At 63.9% G+C, this 19998-nt stretch carries 11 protein-coding genes; 6 read left to right on the forward strand and 5 right to left on the reverse strand.

Going from position 1 to position 19998, the window contains the following annotated elements; genetic code table 11:
* Positions 1 to 206: 206 nt before the first annotated feature.
* Positions 207 to 1061, reverse strand: coding sequence for a glycosyltransferase family 2 protein (locus K1X74_20325; GenBank protein ID MBX7168694.1), 855 nt, complete (start codon positions 1059 to 1061; stop codon positions 207 to 209).
* A 309-nt stretch (positions 1062 to 1370) separates the two neighbouring features.
* Here K1X74_20325 and K1X74_20330 point away from each other — a divergent pair, with 309 nt between their 5' ends.
* Positions 1371 to 2834, forward strand: a complete 1464-nt coding sequence (locus tag K1X74_20330; protein MBX7168695.1) for a hypothetical protein — start codon at positions 1371 to 1373, stop codon at positions 2832 to 2834.
* A gap of 39 nt (positions 2835 to 2873) precedes the next feature.
* Here the strand turns inward: K1X74_20330 and K1X74_20335 are convergent, their stop codons facing one another.
* The 3 genes from K1X74_20335 to K1X74_20345 form a co-directional block, all read right to left on the reverse strand.
* Positions 2874 to 4403 carry a sulfatase-like hydrolase/transferase gene (locus K1X74_20335; GenBank protein MBX7168696.1) on the reverse strand — a complete coding sequence of 510 codons (1530 nt, stop codon included), beginning with the start codon at positions 4401 to 4403 and terminating at the stop codon, positions 2874 to 2876.
* Positions 4404 to 4413: 10 nt separating this feature from the next.
* On the reverse strand, positions 4414 to 8994 hold the full coding sequence (locus tag K1X74_20340) for a CHAT domain-containing protein (GenBank protein ID MBX7168697.1): 4581 nt from the start codon (positions 8992 to 8994) through the stop codon (positions 4414 to 4416).
* Between the two features lie 271 nt (positions 8995 to 9265).
* Entirely contained in the window at positions 9266 to 9838 is a 573-nt protein-coding gene (locus K1X74_20345; GenBank protein ID MBX7168698.1) for a hypothetical protein, read from the reverse strand.
* A 359-nt stretch (positions 9839 to 10197) separates the two neighbouring features.
* On the opposite strand from K1X74_20345, the gene K1X74_20350 reads away from it, so the two are divergent.
* From K1X74_20350 to K1X74_20365, 4 genes are read left to right on the forward strand one after another with little or no spacing between them, the layout of a single operon-like run.
* Positions 10198 to 11310 carry a zinc ABC transporter substrate-binding protein gene (locus K1X74_20350; protein ID MBX7168699.1) on the forward strand — a complete coding sequence of 371 codons (1113 nt, stop codon included), beginning with the start codon at positions 10198 to 10200 and terminating at the stop codon, positions 11308 to 11310.
* A gap of 59 nt (positions 11311 to 11369) precedes the next feature.
* Positions 11370 to 12128: a metal ABC transporter ATP-binding protein gene (locus K1X74_20355; GenBank protein ID MBX7168700.1), complete on the forward strand. Its 759-nt coding sequence runs from the start codon at positions 11370 to 11372 to the stop codon at positions 12126 to 12128.
* The gene (locus tag K1X74_20360) at positions 12125 to 13648 is read left to right on the forward strand and encodes a metal ABC transporter permease (protein MBX7168701.1); all 1524 of its coding nucleotides are present in this window, start codon (positions 12125 to 12127) and stop codon (positions 13646 to 13648) included. Before K1X74_20355 ends, K1X74_20360 begins: the two co-directional genes overlap by 4 nt.
* A 4-nt stretch (positions 13649 to 13652) precedes the next feature.
* Positions 13653 to 15047, forward strand: a complete 1395-nt coding sequence (locus tag K1X74_20365) for a metal ABC transporter permease (protein ID MBX7168702.1) — start codon at positions 13653 to 13655, stop codon at positions 15045 to 15047.
* 220 nt (positions 15048 to 15267) lie between these two features.
* Here the strand turns inward: K1X74_20365 and K1X74_20370 are convergent, their stop codons facing one another.
* Positions 15268 to 16266 carry a hypothetical protein gene (locus K1X74_20370; protein MBX7168703.1) on the reverse strand — a complete coding sequence of 333 codons (999 nt, stop codon included), beginning with the start codon at positions 16264 to 16266 and terminating at the stop codon, positions 15268 to 15270.
* Between the two features lie 623 nt (positions 16267 to 16889).
* On the opposite strand from K1X74_20370, the gene K1X74_20375 reads away from it, so the two are divergent.
* A complete protein-coding gene (locus K1X74_20375) occupies positions 16890 to 19988 on the forward strand; it encodes a PSD1 and planctomycete cytochrome C domain-containing protein (GenBank protein MBX7168704.1) in 3099 nt (1032 codons plus the stop codon).
* Positions 19989 to 19998: the final 10 nt, after the last annotated feature.

Below are 19998 nucleotides of genomic sequence, written 5' to 3' on the forward strand. Positions count from 1 at the left end.
CCGCGTCCGGCGCCAAATGCCGCGGAAGCGCGCGGGGTTCGTCCGCGCCGGCACCGCGCCTTTGGCGCCGGGAACTTGTCGCGGATGTGAATCTTCAGCAACCGGATGCGTAGTTCGTGGCCGAGGCCTCCGAACCTACGGTTCTGCCCAAGGCAGCTTCACGCATCATCGCAACGACGCCGAAATTGCGCCGTGATGCCGAGCGGTCAGCTCGCCGCGCCGGCCTGGCCCGATCGCGGCGCGGCCACGGTGCTCGCCGCCGAAACCCGGTCACGCTGCGGAAACATCGGCGAGTGAATCAGGCCCCATTTCGAAAAGCGGTAGCCCAGCCCGGTGCGCAAGCAGCCGAAGCCGTAGGTCACGCTGCGCCGGAAATTGATCGATGACGCCTCGGCGAAATACTTCGTGGGGCACGAGACCTCGGCAATCTGATAGCCGAACCAGAAGATCTGGGCCAGCATCTGGTTGTCGAAGACAAAGTCGTCGGAGTTTTCCTCGAGCGGCAGTTGCTCGAGGAGCTGTCGCGAGAATGCCCGGTAGCCGGTGTGATATTCCGACAGCTTGGCACCCAGCAGCACATTCTCCGAGAACGTGAGAAAGCGGTTGGCCACGTATTTCCAGGCGGGCATGCCACCGGCCATGGCGTGGCCGCCGAGAATGCGCGAACCGAGCACGCAGTGATACAGGCCGTTGCCGATCAGGCAGGCCATGGCCGGGATCAACAGCGGCGTGTACTGGTAGTCGGGGTGGACCATAATGACGATGTCCGCCCCTTCCTCGAGCGCCAAGCGGTAGCAGCTCTTTTGGTTACCGCCATAGCCGCGGTTCTGCGGATGCTTGTGGACGCGCACATTGGGCAGCGTCTTGGCAATTTCGGTGGTCTCATCGCGGCTGGCGTCGTCGACGACGATCACGCGGTCGACCACGCCCTGCGCCATGACTTCGTCGTAGGTGGTCTTCAGCGTCTTGGCCGCGTTGTACGCCGGCATGACGACTACGACTTTCTTGCCTGCAAACATCGTCGCCTCGAAATCGAATGAATCGCTCGTTGTCCGCGCCACGGCCCTGAGTGCCGTGCAGGTTCCCTCAAGGATGTACTGCGCAGAAGCCGCGCCCGGCCGGAAATCTCGCCCACCCTGCACCTGGAGAAACGGCCCGTGGCCCGCGGATTTCCTCGATCGTACGGGTTGTAGCAATCGTCGCAAGCCTTCGCGTTGCGCCTGCCTGCGCGACCAAGGCGTCGATTGGCCAAGCCCCTTGGCCTGCCGGGACAACGGGATTGACGTAAATTTCCGCGTGCGCAACGCTGGCCCGCGCCGGCATTGCGACTCTGCTTCCCGCGTAGAAGACCGTTGAAGAGCGGACCGAACATGCGACGAGAATGGGCCCTGGTGTTGATCCTGCTGGCGGCCATTGCAGCCATCCGCGCGCTTGAACTGCGCCCGGGCCATGAATGGGGCTGCGATTTCGCGATGTACATCATGCACGCGGAGAATCTCGTCGAGGGGGTCCCCTACGCCGAGACGGGCTACATCTACAACCCCAGCTACGGCTCGTTGGGACCGAAGACCTATCCGCCGGGTACGGCCATGTTCCTGGCCCCGCTCTATGCGGCATTCGGCCTGAATCTTTGGGCGTTCAAACTGGAAATGATGGCCTGCTTGCTGGGCTCGCTGGCGTTGATCTATTTGAACTTCCGCCGGATCGTCGGCCCCTGGCCGGCGGCCGCCATCGTGGCCACGTTTGGCCTGAACCATTACATGTACGATTGGGTCAACTCGGTCGGGTCCGACTTGCCGTTCATTCTGCTGGTCTATGCCTGGTTTCTGGCCGTGGCCTGGGCCTATCGCGTGCCGCGCGGCGCTCCGCCGCACGTGGGGCTGCTCGCGCTGTCGGGCCTGCTCGCGGCCGCGGCCTATTCGACCCGGTCGCTGGGCCTGGTGCTTGTGCCAATGTTGCTGGTCTACGACTTCGGCCGTAACGGCTGGAAGCCCGGTTGGCGCTCGCTGGTGGCGCTGGCCATTTTCTGCTGCCTGGCCCTGCTGCAAACGCTGTTCTTGCACAGCGACAACGCCTACATCTCGTTCTTCCAATTCAAGCCCGACGTCATCGTCTATCACCTGTTCGAGTACACCAAGCGGTTCATCGTCTTTTGGAACAACGGCTATGTTCCCGCTTTGACCATTCTGGTGTTCTTGATCATGCTCCCGGCGGCGCTGGTGGGCTTCTTGGCGCGGCTGGTGCGCGGGCCCACCGTGTATGAACTGGTGCCGATGTGCTACATGCTGCTGGTCATCGTGTTCCCGTTCTACCAGGGAGCACGCTATATCGTGCCGCTCTTGCCGCTGTACCTGCTGTACATCGTCGTGGGCTGGCAAATTCTGCTCGAATCGCTGCCCGAGACGTTTCGGCGCCGCGTCGTGGCGGTGCTGGTGCTATTCGTGGCGGGCAGCTACGCCGCGCGGCTGACGACGCTCGACTTGGGCCCGATGCGCGAAGGTATCGGCAAACCCGAGACCGTGGCACTCTTCGACGAGGTGCGGGGGCATACGCCGGCCGACGCCGTGGTGGTATTTCTCAAACCCCGAGCGATGGCGCTATTCACCGGGCGCAAATCGACGGTTTGGAATTTTGCCGAACACGATCAGCAGCTTTGGGACTACTGGAAGTCGATTCACGCCACGCACGTAGTCGTGGCCGAGCGCGACGAGCCGTTCTTGCTGCTCGAAGACCCCAAGCTGATCGCCCTGACGCGCGAGTTCGTCGCGCGCCAGCCCGAGCGTTTCGAGCGTCAGTTTGGCAATGGCGACTTCACGCTGTACCGGATTCGCTGACGCCTGCCGTGCCCTTCGCCTGGCCCCACTCGGCGGCGATCAGTCGTCGTTGACGTCGCGTGGCTGTGCCCCCCAGTCGAGCAGTGCTTCGATGCCTGGCATCGCCGGCACCTGCTCCGGACGCCGGGCCGTTTGAACGACGTGATCGGCCAAGCGCTGCAACAAATCGGCAATCAGCGGCTGCTGCTCGGCCGCGGCAGCCAGGTCGCGCTGTTCGTCGGGGTCGCTTTCCAGATCAAACAGCCGAATTCTCCTGCCAGGCAACGGACGTTCGGTGTCGTAGCCGTCGGTCCGCCGCCGCACGCCCCGCTCGTAGATCAACTTCATCGCGCCGCGAAGAATCATCAGCTCGTCGTTGGGAGCATATTCGACGATAACATCTTCGCGGCCGGCAAACTCCTCGCCACGCAGCGCCGGAACTAGCGACTGGCCCTGCATCCGCTCACCTCGAGGCAGGCCACACAGCTCGAGCAGCGTCGGAGCCAGGTCGATCAACTCGACCGGTGCTTCGCAGACCGCGCCTGCGCGCTCGTTATGCGGCACACGAATCACGAGCGGCGCCTGGACCGCGGGCTCATACATGCAGTGCTTCTCGAAGCGTCCGTGTTGCCCGAGCATGTAGCCGTGGTCGCTGAGGTAAACAACGATCGTCGATTCGTCCAGCCCTGCCTGCGACAGCGACGCCAGGACCCGGCCGACATTGCGGTCGACGAACTCGACCGACGTGTAATACGCAGCCTGGATGCCTTGCTTTTGCTCGTCACTCAGCTCTCGAAAGATCGCGGGCGCGTCGTTCATTTCGCCGGGATCGCACGGCGGTGCGATGAACAGCTCGGGCCGATAGCTGCCCGCCATCTCGATCGGAAACCGAAACGGCGAATGCGGCTCGTAGAAGCTGACCATCAAAAAGAACGGCTGCCGCGCCTCGGCGCTCGTCAAGAACTCTTCCGCGCAGCGGGCAAAGTAGCTGCCCTGCATTTCGTCGTCGCGCGCGCCGTACGGCAGCGCCGCGGCGTTCAGCCAGACCGCGGCCGGATCGCGAAACGGCTTCCAAGCCGGCTGCACTTCCAGTCCCACGGGCAGCGGACGCAAGGGATGCTCTCGCAAGTGAGCCCGGTAGCTCGGATCGTCGATGCGCTCAGCAAACCCGTGCTTCAGGTCGCTGTTGAAGTGCATCTTGCCGATGGCCGCCGTGCGATAGCCCGCTGCCGAAAACAACTCGGCCAGCGTTGTTTCGCTTTCGGGCAGCGGCGTTTCGAGCCGGGTAACGCCGATGGTGCGCGGGTACCTCCCGGTGAGGAACGATTGACGCGAAGCAGTGCATACCGGCGAGTTGCAATAGGCCCGCGCAAAGCGCAAGCCGCCGGCCGCCAGGCGATCGATCGCCGGCGTGCGGGCCAGGCGATTGCCGTATGCGCCGCACACGTACGCCGCATGATCGTCGGCACAGACGACGACCACGTTCGGCCGCGTGGGCGCGGCAACGTCTTCGGCCAACAACGACGCGCCAGGCGCCAAAGCCCAACCGTATGCGAGCAAGACCGAGTAGCAGCAAGTACGCAGCGACATAGGCCGCATGCTAATCCGGACGCCCGATCAGCACAAAGCTGCCCCAGAAGAAGGGATGAAACCGCGACTGGTTGCGCAGCCCCTCGCGAAAGAAATCGCGCTGGGCGTCGCACAGTGCGTCGAGCTTCGGCTTGCCGTCGCGAAGTCCCTGGTAAAAGCGCGTCATCAGTGCCTGCGTCGAGGCCGACGGCACGCGGAACAGGCTGGTCATCATCGACTCGGCCCCCGCATACAGGAACGCGCTGCGCAACCCGGCCACGCCGCGCCCCACGGCCACGTCGCCCAATCCTGTTTCACAGGCACTCAGCACCACGAGCTCGGTCCCGCGCAAATCGAGCAACGCGACCTCCTGCGCCGTGACCCAACCGTCGTCCACCGACGCGCCGTTCTGTTGCGGGCGGACATTCGCGCCGGCCAGGACGAACCCCGAGCGCAGCAGCGGGTTGTCGGCCGCGCGCAGCTTTCGCTTGATTGCCGCCGCCGTACCGCCGCGAGTTGTCTCGTTCAAGGCCAGGTCTCCCAGGTCGGACGGCTGCTGCCGCTCGATCGGGATGTAGTAGCCGTGCGTGGCCAGGTGCAAGACGCGCGGCGCCGCCAGCTCCTTCAACTGTTCCTCTGTTGCGGCCGCATCCTGATACGTGCGGATCGGGCCATAGTCGCTGCCCGACAGCAGTTTGCTGATCTCGCGACCCTCGACCGCCGTATCTTTCAGTCGGTCCCACGAAAGCCCGCGCAACTCGTCGAGACTGCGCACGGCGTTTGGATCGTCGACGCCGGCCAGGTCCGCCGCTGGCGCGGTTTCTTGGTGCGGTGCCAGGTTGAAATCCGGATCGGCCAGCAGCACCGTGCCCGTGGCCGGCTTGGAGCGTTCGCGGAGCAAGTCGCGTCCGCTGGCGAGGTAAGCGACGCGATGGTCTTCAATCAAATAATTGCCTTGTTGGTCGACCAGCGTGTGGAGCGGCACGCGGCTGAGCGTGCCGTCGCAGGCAAACAGCAGCGTCTTCGCGCCGGAAAGTCGATCTTCAAGGGGATCGAGAATCTTGGCGGCGAGCTGTCGGGCCAGCCCCCGATATTCCTGCACTAATTGGTCTTCACCAGTCAGTGCCAGCGAACGATTGACGCGCTCGACGTGCGAACGCAATTCGTTCACGATCAAGTCGATCTCACTCGCCAGACCCAGGTCGACCAGTACGACTTCTTTCGAGCCCGCCGTGGTGACGAAGGCCACATAACGCGTATCCAGCCAGCTCGAATTGACCTGCGGCGCATGGTCGAAGTCGTAGTCGTCGTAGCGGAAATACTCGACCAGGGCCGTCCCCGGCGCGAGCTGAGCTTGCGTCTGGCTCACCTCGACCTGCCCCGCGACGAGCTGAGTCATGCGGCCCGCCAGGCGGCGGTTGCGTTCCGTCTCGGCCTGCGCGATCCGGCGATTCAGCTCTTTGGATTGGCTGGCCTGGGCTTCGGCCGTCAGCTCCTCGTCGTCCGAGCCGATGGCCAAATCGGCCAATTGCTGGCGCATCTGCAAGATCTCGGCGTTCAGCCGCTTGATCTCGGGGTCGGCCTGCTCCGCCCGGCGCGCCTGCTCCAACCGAGCCAGCGAGTCGACGATCAGCGTCTTGCGATTCAGCACCCACTTGTAGGCTACCGTTGCAGCTTCGCGATCCCCCGCCGCCTGGGCGCGCTCGCACAAGTCGACCAGCATGTTGGCGCCCGAATAGAGTTCCTTCTGGAAGAACTCGATCATCGTCTCTTCGGTCGCCACGGCGAAGAGGTTTTCCAGCGGCTGTTGATCGATCTCCATCGACCGCGACAAGGCGCGAATCGCGTCGCCCGTTCGTCCCAGACGCTGATATACCGTTGCCAGGTGCCAATTGACGGTACCCAGCGCGGGCACACCGTCGGGGTATTGTTCATTTGGGAACAGGCGTTCCAGCATGGCCAGCGCTGCTTCCTCGGTCGTGGCAGCCGCCGCAAATTCGCCCTTCATCGCCTGAATCCAGCCCAGGTTGTCCAACATGGCCGCAATGTCGGGATCACCGTTCGGGAAGTCCTTTTCCGGGCGCAATCCTCGCAAGATGGCGAGCGATTCCTGCGACAGCGCGAGCGCCTCGTCGAACTGACCTAGATAGGTCTTTACCAACGCCAAACGTCGCATGCTGAAGGCGATGTTGACGTGGCCCCGTGGATAGAGGTTGGCCGGGTAGAGCTCGCGATCGAGTTCCAGCGATTCGGCGGCATAAGTGGCGGCAGTCGCGTAGTCGCCCTTGGCCGTCATCAGATTGGAGAGACTGAATACTACATTGGAAATACGCAGTGGATACGTAATTTCGCCGGGCCGGTTTGCCGCCAGTCGGCGCAGCATGGCCAGCGATTCTTGCAGGGCCGTATGGGCCTGCTCGCGATACCCCAAGCCCATTTGCAGTTCGCCGAGCGTCGTCAAACCGCTGGCAAGGGCTTCGTGTCCCTGGGGGTATTCGGACTCTGGGTACAATCTGCGCAGCATGTCCACCATGCTTTCGCAATAGCGCTGCGCATCGCCGAAAAGGTCTGCGGCCAGGGCCGTGCGTGTGAGGCTCCGCAAGCCGTAGACCAGCTTCATGTGCCCGCGCGGGTATTGGTCCGGCGGATACAGCCGCTGCAAGATGGTGTATTCCTCTTCTACCAAGGCACGCGACTCGGCAAATCGTCCCAGGGCGCGATACGCGGATGCCAGATCGTCGATTTGCGTCGTGAGGAAATAGAGATCGCCGGTGAATTCTCGCTTCGCGTAGTACGCCCGGTATGCGCCCACGCATTGCTCCAACAGCGGCATTGCCTCGGCAAAGCGACCAACATCGTCGAGAAACCTGGCGTAATCGCTTTGTGCATCTGCCAGGGTCAGATCTTCGCTCGACTCGGGCATCTGAGCATGCAGGCGCTCGAGCATCACGATTGAGTCGCGGTAACCCTTGTCGGCCTCTTCCAAGCGCCCCACCGCCGCGTACGCATCGGCTACACGCCGAAGATACTTGGCGATGTCAACTTGCCCTCGCTGATCCTGGGGTGCGCGATGCACCGAACGGCACATCGCTAAAGCGTTTTCCAGGTACTGAATCGCGAGGTCAAACTTGCGCTGCGACTTGTAGGCACCGCCGACTCGCCCGAGATCGAAGACGATGTCTGCGTGGCCCTCCGGGTAGGTCGCAAGGTTGTAGCGCAAGCGATGGAGTTCGAGCGCTTGCAAAAAGTATTCAGTCCCTCCCGCCAAACGTTGTTGAGCTTCGCAGATTGATCCGAGCGACAAGGCCGAGTCAGCCGCGGAGTTCAAGAAGTTACCGCGCCCTGATACATCCCCGTAGTCTGCCAGGCTGAGATACTGCGCCAGCGACTGCTCGTGGTGTCTGAATGCCTCGTCATAGTGCTCAAGACGCTCCTCGATCGCCGCCAACCGCGAAAGCGATTGTGCCAGGTGCTCCTCGCCATGGGGAAATCGCTCCGGCGCATACAGCCGCCGGCACATCGCGACTTGTTCCCGGGCAGTCTCCAAGGCTCGCGCGGATTCGGCACATTCGCGGGCAATGTGCGACAACACATCCAGCGCTTTGACGATCTCCTCATGCCCCTGGGGCCAGGCCTCGGGCGGATACAGGCGTCGCACCAGCGCCAGACGCTTCTCAGCGACGGCCAACGACGCCCGGTCATCGTCGCTGCGCCAAAGCTGGAAGCCGATGTCGTTGTACGCCAAGACGAGATCGATGGACCCGGCGTGCAACTCTTCGGCCGGGTAGAGCGACTCGAACATGGCAGCACCGCGTTGCAACTTGGCCAGGAACTCCGGCTCATCGAGTCGCTGTTGCAGCAGCCCGCAACGGATCAGGATGTGCGCCGTTGCCGGGTGGCCCACCGGAAAGCTGGCCGGAGGAAAAGCCTCGTCTAGCCGCTCGATTGCAGTCAAGGCATAACGCACGCTTTCCTCTTTGGGAGCGTACGCACCCTCACTGTAGTAAACCGTAGCGGCCCAGCATTCCGCTTCGGCGATCGAGCCCTGTCCCAACAGCTCGCGGTACGAGTCGGCTGCGCGCGCGGCGTATTCGGCCGCGTAGTCATCGTCGTACGTTTGCGAGATTGTGAAGGCCGCCTTGCGCTGGGAGTCGGCGGCCGCAAGTTGCTTTTGTTGCTCGTTCGACAGCAATACACACCGCCGTGCCTCGGCGATCCGAGATTTCAAGTCGACGACGCGCCAATCCTGCTCGTCGACAAGCTTCCGCAACTGGTTCAGCAGCCCCTCATAGGCCTTGATGCGCGCCGCCAACGGCATCATCGCGATGGGCTCGATCAGCCAGTCGCGCAGTTGTTCGGCAGCCGTGAGCTTCGTGACGCCTCGCGACTGCAGGTCGTACTCCGTCAGCGCTGCGGCCCGATCGAGGAAGGCGGGCACGTCTTCGGCGCCTCGGGCCCGGAAAAACTCGACCCACAACTCATCGCGCAGGCGATTGACCCAGGCGTCGTCTGGCTTTTCCTGGGCCGCCGGCGGAACTTCTTGCGCGAAGAGGCCTGATGAACTTGCCCCGATACCAATTACGCAGGCGAACAGCAGCCAACAGCGTCGCATGTCCAGTACCCTGAAAACTATCCGCGTGCTCAGACCGCCTGATTTCAAGATACACCCTGCAATCAGGGGGTTCCATGCAAACCGGCGGTTCTGGCCAAGTCACTCTTTGTCAGCTCTCCGGCTCGAGCAACAAAAAAAAACGCGTGGCCCCCGGCGGCGTCCGCATCATCGCCGGGGAACCACGCGTCTTGTCACACGGCCGACTTCGTCGAATCCTCGCCGCAGCCGGCCGTGCCTTGCCCCCCGACTTGGTCGGGGCGATGGCCTTGGCCTAGCGGGCGTTGGCCGCCTCCTGGCTCGTCTCTTCGAGCAGGCCCTTGATCTCCTTAGCAAGCTTCAGGCCGTCGTAGTGGAGGAAGTACAGGTTGTCGGCAAAGTTCTGCGCGGTGCAGCTGCTCAGCCACAGGAAGTTCGAGTTATAGACGCCGTACTGGTTGATGATGACCGAGCCCACGTACGCCTTGTCGTTCCAGTTGTTGACGTACTTGACCAGGGCCATCGACGGCTCGGTACCCTCGGCCAGGTCGGCCAACCAGCGGTACATATAGATGATCTTCACTTCGACGCCGTCGTTGGTGGTGTAGGCAACACCTTCGTAGCAGACGATGGCAGTAACCTCACCATTGCCTTCGACCATCACGCGGTATTTCCCGCCGTCGAGCTTCTTGTACATGAACCCGCCAGCGTCGAGCAGTTGTTCGAGCGTCTGGGCCTGGGCGGTCGGCTGCTCGTTGGCCGGGGCATCGGGGTTGGACGGCGAATCGGCATAGGCCAGCGTGGCACAAGCGCTGAGCAGACTGGCCAACAAGACACGGCGAATCAGGGAAATCATCGAGCGGAACATGGCAACTCTCCTTGGGAGCTGAGGGCCCGGCGAGACGGACCCGGCGGTGGGACAAACCTTGCGAAGTCACGACGCGTGATCGTTCGCAGATCGCGGCGGCAGCTTGGTGTTTCTTGGTGGTTGTTGCTTGCTCGTCGCGTTCGGAGATTGGAGGCGCCGAGTTGTCGATTCGTTCCGTGCAACGCAACTTTTTTGCGACATTCCCACAAGTCAATTAGTCACAACGACTTCGAACAGCCAGGCCGTCGTATCCTTATCGCGACACTAGGACCTGAGCCGCGATTTTCTCAGCCCAAAGCCGACTTGACAGACGTCATACTGCGCTCAATAATTTTTTTGATTACTCAAAATCTTGAGGCATGCGAGTGACCCAAGCTACTTGGCTGTGTTCGCGCAGCGCTTTGCCCGCGACAATCGACAATCGCCTGGCGTCGAGTGAATTGGGCGGCGCCGGCCACCTTGGACTGTGGCTCGGCGTACTCCTGCTTGCGGCAGTCGCCGCGCCCGGCTGCCGCGACGACGGAACCGCCAGCGATGCGCCGTCGTCCCGTCGCCATCCACTGCGCATCACCACGACTTGTGGCATGGTCACCGATATTGTGCGTATCATCGCCGGGCCGCGAGCCAACGTGACGGGCCTGATGGGCGAAGGCGTCGACCCGCACCTCTACAAGCCGACGCGGAACGACGTCAAGCGGCTCATGGAAGCCGACATCGTGTTCTATTCCGGGCTGCTGCTTGAAGGGCGGATGACCGACACGCTCACCAAGGTTGCGACCGCGGGCCGTCCGGTGATCGCCGTGACCGCCGCGCTCGACGAGCAGTATCTCCGCGAGCCGCCCGAGTTCGCCGGGCACCCGGACCCGCACGTGTGGATGGACGTCGCCGCGTGGAGTCAATGCGTGGCCCATGTCGGTGAGAGCCTGGCCGCCTTCGATCCGGAGTTCGCCGAAGAGTACCGCGTGCGCGCGGCCGAATATCGCCAAGAGTTGGGCGCCCTCGAACAATATGCTCGTGACGTCATCGCGACGGTGCCCGAATCGCAGCGCGCGCTGGTCACGGCACACGACGCCTTCGGCTACTTCTCGCGGGCCTATGCGATTCCCGTGCGCAGCGTGCAAGGATTGAGCACCGAATCGGAGGCCGGCGTCGACGACATCAACCGGCTGGTCGATTTCCTGGTGACCCAGCGCATTCCCGCGATTTTCGTCGAATCGAGCGTCTCGGAAAAGAACATCCGCGCCGTGATCGAAGGCGCAGCCAGCCGGGGTGCGAAAGTCGCCATCGGGGGCCAATTGTATTCCGATGCCATGGGTGCTCCCGGTACTTATGAAGGGACCTATCTCGGCATGATCGACCACAACGCGACGACGATCGCCCGCGCCTTGGGAGGCACCGCACCGGAACGCGGACGGCTGGGCCGCCTCTCCGTGGCGACGCCCACGCCTTCGGCTCTCGGAGCATCGCCATGATTCGCCGTTCGCCCGCCGTGTCGCACGCCCCAACAAGCACCGGCGCTCCTCGCGAAGGCATGCCGCTTTCGGTGCGCGACCTGACCGTCGCCTATCACCGCAAGCCTGTGCTCTGGGAAGTCGACTACGACGCCCCGCGCGGCAGCTTGATCGCAATCGTCGGCCCGAATGGCGCCGGGAAAAGCACGCTGATCAAGGCGATTCTCGAATTGGTGCCACGGGTCTCGGGCGAAGTGCTGATCTATGGGCAGCCCTATCGGCGCCAGCGCCGGCTTGTCGGCTATGTGCCGCAGCGAGAAAGCGTCGATTGGGATTTTCCGGTCAGCGCGCTCGACGTGGTCGCGATGGGCCTGTATCGGCGCATCGGCTGGTTCCGCCCGGTGACCAAGTCCCACAAGCGCCTGGCACTGGCCGCGTTGGAGCGCGTTGGCATGGCCGACTTCGCGCGCCGGCAAATCAGTCAGCTCTCCGGTGGCCAGCAGCAGCGCGTGTTCCTAGCGCGCGCCTTGGCGCAAGACGCCGAGTTGTATTTCATGGACGAGCCGTTCGCTTCGGTCGACGCGGCGACCGAGCGGGCCATCGTCGACGTGCTGCAACAACTTCGCGCCGCCGGCAAGACCACGCTCGTCGTGCATCACGACTTGCAGACGGTCCCAGAGTATTTTGACCAGGTCATCCTGCTCAACATGCGCGTCGTGGTTGCTGGGCCGACGGCCGAGGTGTTCACGCCGGACAACCTGCGCAAGACCTACGGCGGCAAGCTGGCGCTGCTCGACCAGGCCGGGCAACGGCTGGAAATGGGGCACGGCAGGCCATGATTCGCCTCGGTCAGCGGCAAGCGGCCGGCTCCGCCTCGACGCTTGGCATGGCGCTGGTGCTGGTGCTCGCCGGCACCGACACGCGCCGGGTCGAGGCCGCCGACACGGCGTCGCCGTCGCCCGAAGTTACGTCGCTGGCCGACAATCGTTTCACCTGGCCTTCGCGCGAGCGCCTGGTCCGCGTCCTCACGTTGCGCGACTACAACACCCGTATCGTCCTCGTCGGCACGGCGCTGTTGGGCGCCGTGGCGGGCGTCGTCGGAACTTTCATGTTGCTGCGCAAGCGCAGTCTCGTTGGCGACGTCGTCAGTCACGCTTCGCTGCCGGGCATCGCGGCAGCTTTCTTATGGATGGAAGCCCTGTCGCCTGGCGGCGGCCGTTGGCTTCCCGGTTTGCTGCTGGGGGCTCTGCTGGCAGGCTTCGCCGGCATGGCGTGCGTCGTGGCCATCAGCCGGCTCACGCGCATCAAGGAAGACGCCGCACTGGCCATCGTGCTCAGCGTGTTCTTCGGCTTCGGTATTGTGCTCTTTACGGTCGTGCAGGCGATTCCCTCGGGCACCGTCGCCGGCCTGCAAGGCTTTATCTTCGGCAAGGCCGCGGCGCTCGTGGCCGCGGACGTGCAGTTGATCGCCTGGACGAGCCTGGTGGCGCTGACCGTCTGCGCGGCGTTCTTCAAAGAGTTCAGCCTGTTGTGTTTCGACGACGGCTACGCGGCCGCCTCGGGCTGGCCGGTCGTGGCGCTCGACTTGTTGCTGATGGCGCTGGTCTCCACGGTCACGGTCATCGGTTTGCAGAGCGTCGGTCTGTTGATGGTCGTTGCACTGCTCATCGTGCCGGCCGTTTCGGCGCGATTTTGGACCGATCATCTGCCCGCCTTGGTGATCGGCGCGGGGACGCTCGGATGCCTGACCGCGGTGGCCGGCACGTTGTCCAGCGCGCTGTTCTCGCGATTGCCGACCGGCGCGATCATCGTGTTGTGCGGCTGTGCGGCCTTCTTGCTGAGCATGTTCGCCAGTCCCCGGCATGGATTGGTTCGGCGTTGGATCGTGCAGCACAAGTTGCAGGCCTCGATTGATCGACAACACCTGCTGCGTGCCTGCTTTGAATACCTCGAAGATCATGCGGCCGAGTCCGTCGATGGGGCCACGGCGCGCGTCGTCCCGCTGCAGGCCCTGGCCACGGCCCGCGCCTGGCCTCCGCGTACGTTGCGCCGACTGATCAACGCGGCGGAGCGCGACGAGCTGCTCTACCAGACCGACGCAGCCAGTTGTCAGCTCACCGAGGCTGGGTGGCATCGCGCCAAGCAAGTCGCCCGCAACCACCGGCTGTGGGAGCTCTACCTGATCTCGCGGGCCGACGTCGCGCCCCAGCGAGTCGATCGTTATGCCGACATGATTGAGCACGTCCTCGAGCCGGAAATCGTGCTCCAGCTCGAAGCCCAATTGGCAGCGCAGAGTGCTGATCGTGTGGTTGTGCCCCCGAGCCCGCATGGCCCCCTGGCCCGGGGCGAGGAGGCCTGAACCCATGCTCCGCGAATTCGCACAACTGATCGGCCAATGGGGCACGTTCGACACGTGGATCGTGATCACCGCCGCGCTGGCGGCCATGGCCTGCGCGCTGCCCGGCAACTATCTGCTGCTGCGCCGCCAGAGCTTGATGGGAGACGCCCTGAGCCATGCCGTGTTGCCAGGTATTGCCGGAGCGTTTCTGGCGGTCCACGCCGCGCGGCAGGCCGGCTGGCTGACCGCGGCCGATTATGGTACCTGGTGGCACGCCGCCATGTTCACCGGCGCGATTGCCATCGGCATGCTGACGGCACTGCTCGCCGAGACCGTGCAGAAACTTGGCGGCGTCGAGAGTTCGGCCGCCCTCGGCGTCGTGTTTACGGGCATGTTTGCCGTGGGCCTGATCCTGATTCGGGTGGCGGCCGACCGCATTCACCTGGATGCCGATTGTGTGTTGTACGGCACGATCGAAACGGTCGTGATGGACACCGTGGCTCAGACGGGCATCCCGCGCGCCGCGGTCGTCAACGGCGCCATGCTCGGCGTCAATCTGCTGCTCGCCGGCCTGTTCTGGAAGGAGTTGCGCATCGCGGCCTTCGACCCGGCACTGGCCACCACGCAGGGCATTTCGGCGGGCGCGATGCACTACGGGCTCATGGCGATTACGGCGGCCACGCTCGTGGCGGCGTTCGAAAGCGTCGGCAGCATCCTAGTCGTCGCTATGCTGATCGTTCCGGCGGCCACGGCGCATCTCCTGACCGATAGCCTCAGCCGGATGGTCGGCCTGAGCTTGTTGATTGCCGCCGCCAGCGCGGCTCTGGGGCACCTGGCCGCCATCACCGTGCCGGGAATCGTGTTTCCACGCCTGGGTTTCACGACGGTCACCGACGCCAGCACGGCAGGCATGATGGCCGTCGCCGCGGGCGGTTTGTTCATCGGGGCCGTGTTATTTGGCCACGAATATGGACTGGTCAGCCGTTTGCTGCGGCGCACAGCCCTGCGGCTGCGCGTGGCGGCCGAGGACATCTTGGGAGCGATGTTCCGCCACGAAGAAGACGGAGGTGGCGCTCGGCCGCTATCGCTGGGCGAACTCCCGCCGCGCCGCGGCTGGTCACGCTGGCTGCAGCGGCTGGCCCTCTCCCGGCTGGCCCGAAAACAAATGGTTGCTTTCGAGGGCGGTGGCTACCGCTTGACCGACGCCGGACGCATTGCGGCCCAAGACCTCGTTCGGTCGCATCGACTGTGGGAGTCCTACCTGGAAAAGCATCTCGGGCTTTCCGCCGCGCGGTTGCACAAATCGGCACACCGCATGGAGCACTTTATCGGGCCCGAGCTGCGCGAAGAACTGGCCAGCGAGCTTGATCGTCCGGCGATCGATCCGCACGGTCGCACGATCCCGCCGCCGGCGAATTAGCATTCATCGTCCCAACGTACGCCGGAAACCGGCGCGGTTGCCCAACAGCGAGGCTGCGTTCGACGGCGAACTGGCTGCCATCTTGCCTGCCTGGAAAAAGACAACTCGGCCCGAACGCGCCACTCGCGTTGAGCGGCGTGTCCGGACCGAGTTGTTGGTCATTGAATCCCTCAAATCCCGCGATTCTTGCCGCTGGATCTTCCCGCGGCGTGGCCGACTTCTAACCCGCCTTGCGCCGCATGCGTCGCGTCAAGGGCACCAGCCCCATCAAACCCAGGCCAGCCAAGAGCGCGCTCGAAGGCTCGGGCACCAGGATGGTCTGAATGTGCTTGTCTTTGCTGATGATGAACGTTCCGCCGACGGGCAGGGTAATGTCCCACTGGAAGGCCCAAGTCACGTCGCCGTCGAGCGCCGCCGCATTGTTATTCAGATTGGTGGCGACACCGTCGTTGAGCGCGGTGAGAGTGTTCGAGAACAGGTTCACTTCGCGCCGCGCCGGTACGGGGGTTACGACCGTTTCGGCCACGACCACAACGCCATTAGATTGCGTGACTGAGTTGGCGTTGAACGACGCGCCGGTATCGCCGGCAGGGACGCTGCTCAAGTCGAAGTCGCAATATTGGAAGAACGTCAGGTTCAAGGTCGTTTCGCCGGTATTCCGGATGCGGATCTGCTCGGCGAGGTCGGCCGTGCCCGATCCGTTATCGCCGCCCAGCAGCGTGTACAGCAGGTCCAGCCGGAAGCCGTTGACGCCGGGCTGCTGATATCGAGCGAAGAAACCGTTGTCGCTGCCGTCGAACTCCGGGTCAAAAACGTTGGACGTGACCAGCGGGAGCGTATCGATCGATTTTTCAGCGACGTTGCCTTGCCGGTACCAGAACCACTGCTGGTACATGTGGTCGATGCCGTCGACGGTCCAGGTCGAAAGACCGCTTTGCGACGTCGGATCGACTTCGACGAGGGCGTTGTGATCGATCAAGGTCATGATCGCGGCATGTGCCGGGGTCGCGAGAAACGCCAGGCTGAGTAATACGCCGCAAGAAAGCAGGTACTTGAGTTTAGATTGCATGAGCTCGTCCTTAAGGTGCAGCCGATTTCGGGATGAATGACCAAGCAGGAAAAGGGGCCGCCGAGCATGGCGCACACGCTGCCATGAATCGGTGCGGCGTCCGATAAAACCAAGGGAAGAAGAACCTGCAGCCCGGGTGTCACAGCGCACGCCGAGGCGCGGCTGAAATCACCGACGGTTACGCGGGGATGCGTGGTGCAGATCCGGTGAGAGCGAAGCAGTGCGTCCAGGAATGGACACAGCGAATACGCGACCCGGTGGAACGGCTACGCAGCATCCCCTGGGGATGGGCTGCTTACTTTCCGAGAGCCGCCTGTTGCTAGAGAGTGACCGCCATGACGCCGTTGAGGGGTTGTCAGGGCTGGAGTCCGTTTTCTTGCAACGGGCTCTCAGTTCCGGGTCACTAGCGTTCCTAGAAGGAAGAAAGAACTTGTCGAACCGACAGGCATTGGCATCCAGATAGATTTTTCACGGCATTTCGGCAATTCGGCCGAAACGACTTCCCAAAGTTTGCCTAAACGTTGCAGACCTGTCAAGGTTTTTCGCGTGAGAGTGCGAGAAAAAATCCGCCCCCGGCTCGCCACAAGGGTCCGATCCCCGGGCGAGGATCCTGGTGATTTCTGAACAATCACAATGGGCCGACGCTAGGTGCATTGCGGGAAACTGGGCCATAATAGGGGCCTCGCCTGACTCTGCCCGCTGCGGGGCCAGCCAGCCGCGCCGGCCGCCTGCCATAAGTCGTTTGCCTAGGACTGGTTCGTAAGGGTCTTTCGATGGAATGCCGCCCATACGCCGCCCTGATCGCAGCCTGTTGCCTGGCGCTTGCCAGCACCTCGATTTCGGCGGCGGCCGACGATCCCGAAAAGCTCGCCTTTTTCGAAAACCAGGTGCGCCCCCTGCTGGTCAAGCACTGTTACTCGTGCCATTCGCATGAGGCCGAGACCCTTCGCGGCAACCTGTATCTCGACAATCGCGAGGGCTGGGAGAAGGGGGGCGATTCAGGACCGGCAGTCATTCCAGGAAAACCGGATGAGAGCCCCGTCGTGACCGCCGTTCGATACGGCGACGACGGATTTCAAATGCCCCCCGCGGGCAAGCTCGCGGCCGACGAGATCGCGACGCTCGAGCGTTGGGTGGCCGACGGCGCGATCGATCCGCGAACCGCGCCGGTCAATGTGGCCCGCGCCGCACGCACAATCGACGTCGAGGCCGGTCGGCGCTGGTGGGCGTTTCAACCACTGCGTCAGGTCTCTCCGCCCCACCCTGCAGGCGACGACTGGTCGATCACGCCGGTCGATGGCTTCATCGTCACGGCTTTGCACGCGCAGGGCCTGACTCCGCGTGCGCCCGTCGACCGACGCCGCCTTTGTCGCCGGGTATATTTCGACCTGATCGGGCTGCCGCCGTCACCCGAAGAGGTCGAGGCCTTTGTCGCCGACACCGCGCCCGACGCCTATGAACGGCTCGTCGACCGGCTGTTATCCAGCCCGCACTACGGCGAGCGCTGGGCGCGGCATTGGCTCGATCTGGTGCGCTTCGCCGAAAGTCACGGATTCGAGCACGATTACGACCGCGAGTATGCCTACCACTATCGCGATTTCGTGATCCGCGCGCTGAACGAAGACCTGCCCTACGATCGGTTCGTTCAATGGCAGCTCGCGGGCGACGAATTGGCGCCCGACGATCCCCTGGCGTTGGCGGCGACGGGCTTCCTGGCCGCGGGCGTACACGCCACGCAGATCACGGCCAACCAGGTCGAAAAGGAACGCTACGACGAACTCGACGACATGCTCAACACGACGGGCACCGCGCTGCTCGGCCTGACTTTGGGCTGTGCCCGTTGTCACGATCATAAGTTCGATCCGATTCCCTCGTCCGACTACTACCGCATGCTCTCGGTCTTTACGACGACCGTACGGGCCAACCTCGACGTGAATCTCGATCCGTCCGGTTTCGCCGCTCAACGCGCGCGTTTCGACGCGGAGCATGCACCCTTCGAGGCCGCGGTCGCGCGCTATGCAGCGGAGCAACTGCCGGCGGCGCTCGAGCAGTGGCTCGCCGAACCGTCCGCAGCGACGCAGCCGGTCTGGACCGTGCTTGTGCCCGAACGATCGGCCTCGGCTGGCGGCGCAACGCTTGTGCCGCAGCCCGACGGCTCCGTCCTGCTCTCGGGCAACAACCCCGACAAAGACACCCTGACGTTTGTGCTGCGCACGGATCAAGTCGGACTGACATCGCTCAAGGTCGAGGCCCTGGCCGATCCGTCGTTTCCCGCCGGCGGACCCGGCCGCGCTCCCAACGGCAACATTCAACTAACCGATGTCCGCGTCGAAGCGGCCCCCGCCAGCGGCGAAGGCGCGCCCGTCTTGCTCGTCTGGACGGCCGCCGCCGCGACGTTCGAGCAGAACGATCAGCTCGCCGTACGCCTGGCGATCGATGGCGACAAGTCGACCGGGTGGGCCGTCGATGGGCAGCTCGGCCGCGACCATGCCGCGGTGTTTACCGCGCAAGACGATTTTGGTTTTTCCGGCGGCACGGTGCTCACCGTCACACTCGACTTCCAGGGCAACACGCAACACATCATCGGCCGTCCCCGGTTCTCGATCAGCTGCGCGGCGCGTCCCGCCCCCCTCGACGGCCTCGTCGCGCCGGCCGCGATTCAGTCGATTCTCGCGTCGCGTGCTGCAAGCGCCTCTGCCGAGCTCAGCGACGCCGATCGCCAGACCCTGCTCGCCTGGTACAAGCCCCTCGACGCGGGTTGGCGAGAATTGCGCCGCCAGGCCGACGAACATTTGCGCCAAGCCCCGCAGCCGCAGACCGCCAAGATGCTCGTCTCGAGCGAAGGCGTGCCGGCCATTCGCCTGCACACCCAGGGCGGCGACTTTCTCGACGCGACGCACTTTCTCAAGCGCGGCGATCCGAATCAGAAACTCGACGTCGCCACGCCGGCCTATTTGCAAGTCCTGACCAGCGCGCCCAACGGCGAAAACCACTGGCATCGAGATCCCCCCGCCGGTTGGCGAACTTCCTACCGCCGGGCCGCGCTGGCCAACTGGCTCACCGATCCGCAATTCGGCGCCGGCAGCCTGCTGGCGCGCGTGATCGTCAACCGGTTGTGGCAGCACCATCTCGGACGAGGCATCGTGGCCACACCCAGCGACTTCGGCGCGCAAGGGGCGCCGCCGTCGCACCCCGAGCTGCTCGATTGGCTCGCCGAACAGCTCATCGCCGGAGGCTGGCAGCTCAAACCCCTGCACCGGCTGATTCTGACCAGCGCCGTCTACCGCCAGGATTCGGCCTACGACGAGCACGCCGCCACGATCGACCCGGACAACCAGTGGTACTGGCGGTTTCGACCGCGCCGCATCGAAGGTGAGGCCGTCCGCGACACGCTGCTCGCCCTGTCCGGTACCTGGGATCGCCGGATGTATGGTCCGGGCACACTCGACCTGACCCAGCGCCGGCGAAGCATCTATTTCACCGTCAAGCGCAGCCAGATGGTCCCTTGGATGCTCGTCTTCGATGCACCGGACGGCGTCACGGGGCTTGCGCAGCGTCCGGTGACGACCGTGGCGCCGCAAGCGCTGCTGCTGCTCAATAATCCGGTGGCCTACGATCTGGCCGGCCAACTGGCGGCCCGCGTCAGCACGGCTGCCGAACAGCCTGTGACGGACGAGCAGGCCGTGCGCAATGGTTTTCTCCTGGCCCTGCAGCGGCAGCCCACAGCCGACGAATTGCAGGGCTCGCTCGCTTTCCTCGCTGCGCAAGCGAAATCCTACCGACAAGCCAACCATGCCGATCCTGCGCGCGCCGCGCTGACCGATTTTTGCCACACGTTGTTCGGGCTCAACGAATTGATCTATGTCGATTAGCCCCGTCCCC

This window comes from Pirellulales bacterium, from assembly GCA_019694435.1.
Lineage (GTDB): Bacteria > Planctomycetota > Planctomycetia > Pirellulales > JAEUIK01 > JAIBBZ01.

Excerpts from the sequence above, each read along its gene's own strand:
- K1X74_20335 (MBX7168696.1), bottom strand. The coding sequence starts at position 4,403 with ATGTCGCTGCGTACTTGCTGCTACTCGGTCTTGCTCGCATACGGTTGG.
- K1X74_20340 (MBX7168697.1), bottom strand. The coding sequence starts at position 8,994 with ATGCGACGCTGTTGGCTGCTGTTCGCCTGCGTAATTGGTATCGGGGCA.
- K1X74_20375 (MBX7168704.1), top strand. The coding sequence starts at position 16,890 with ATGGAATGCCGCCCATACGCCGCCCTGATCGCAGCCTGTTGCCTGGCG.
- K1X74_20330 (MBX7168695.1), top strand. The coding sequence starts at position 1,371 with ATGCGACGAGAATGGGCCCTGGTGTTGATCCTGCTGGCGGCCATTGCA.
- K1X74_20360 (MBX7168701.1), top strand. The coding sequence starts at position 12,125 with ATGATTCGCCTCGGTCAGCGGCAAGCGGCCGGCTCCGCCTCGACGCTT.
- K1X74_20345 (MBX7168698.1), bottom strand. The coding sequence starts at position 9,838 with ATGTTCCGCTCGATGATTTCCCTGATTCGCCGTGTCTTGTTGGCCAGT.
- K1X74_20355 (MBX7168700.1), top strand. The coding sequence starts at position 11,370 with ATGCCGCTTTCGGTGCGCGACCTGACCGTCGCCTATCACCGCAAGCCT.
- K1X74_20350 (MBX7168699.1), top strand. The coding sequence starts at position 10,198 with ATGCGAGTGACCCAAGCTACTTGGCTGTGTTCGCGCAGCGCTTTGCCC.
- K1X74_20365 (MBX7168702.1), top strand. The coding sequence starts at position 13,653 with ATGCTCCGCGAATTCGCACAACTGATCGGCCAATGGGGCACGTTCGAC.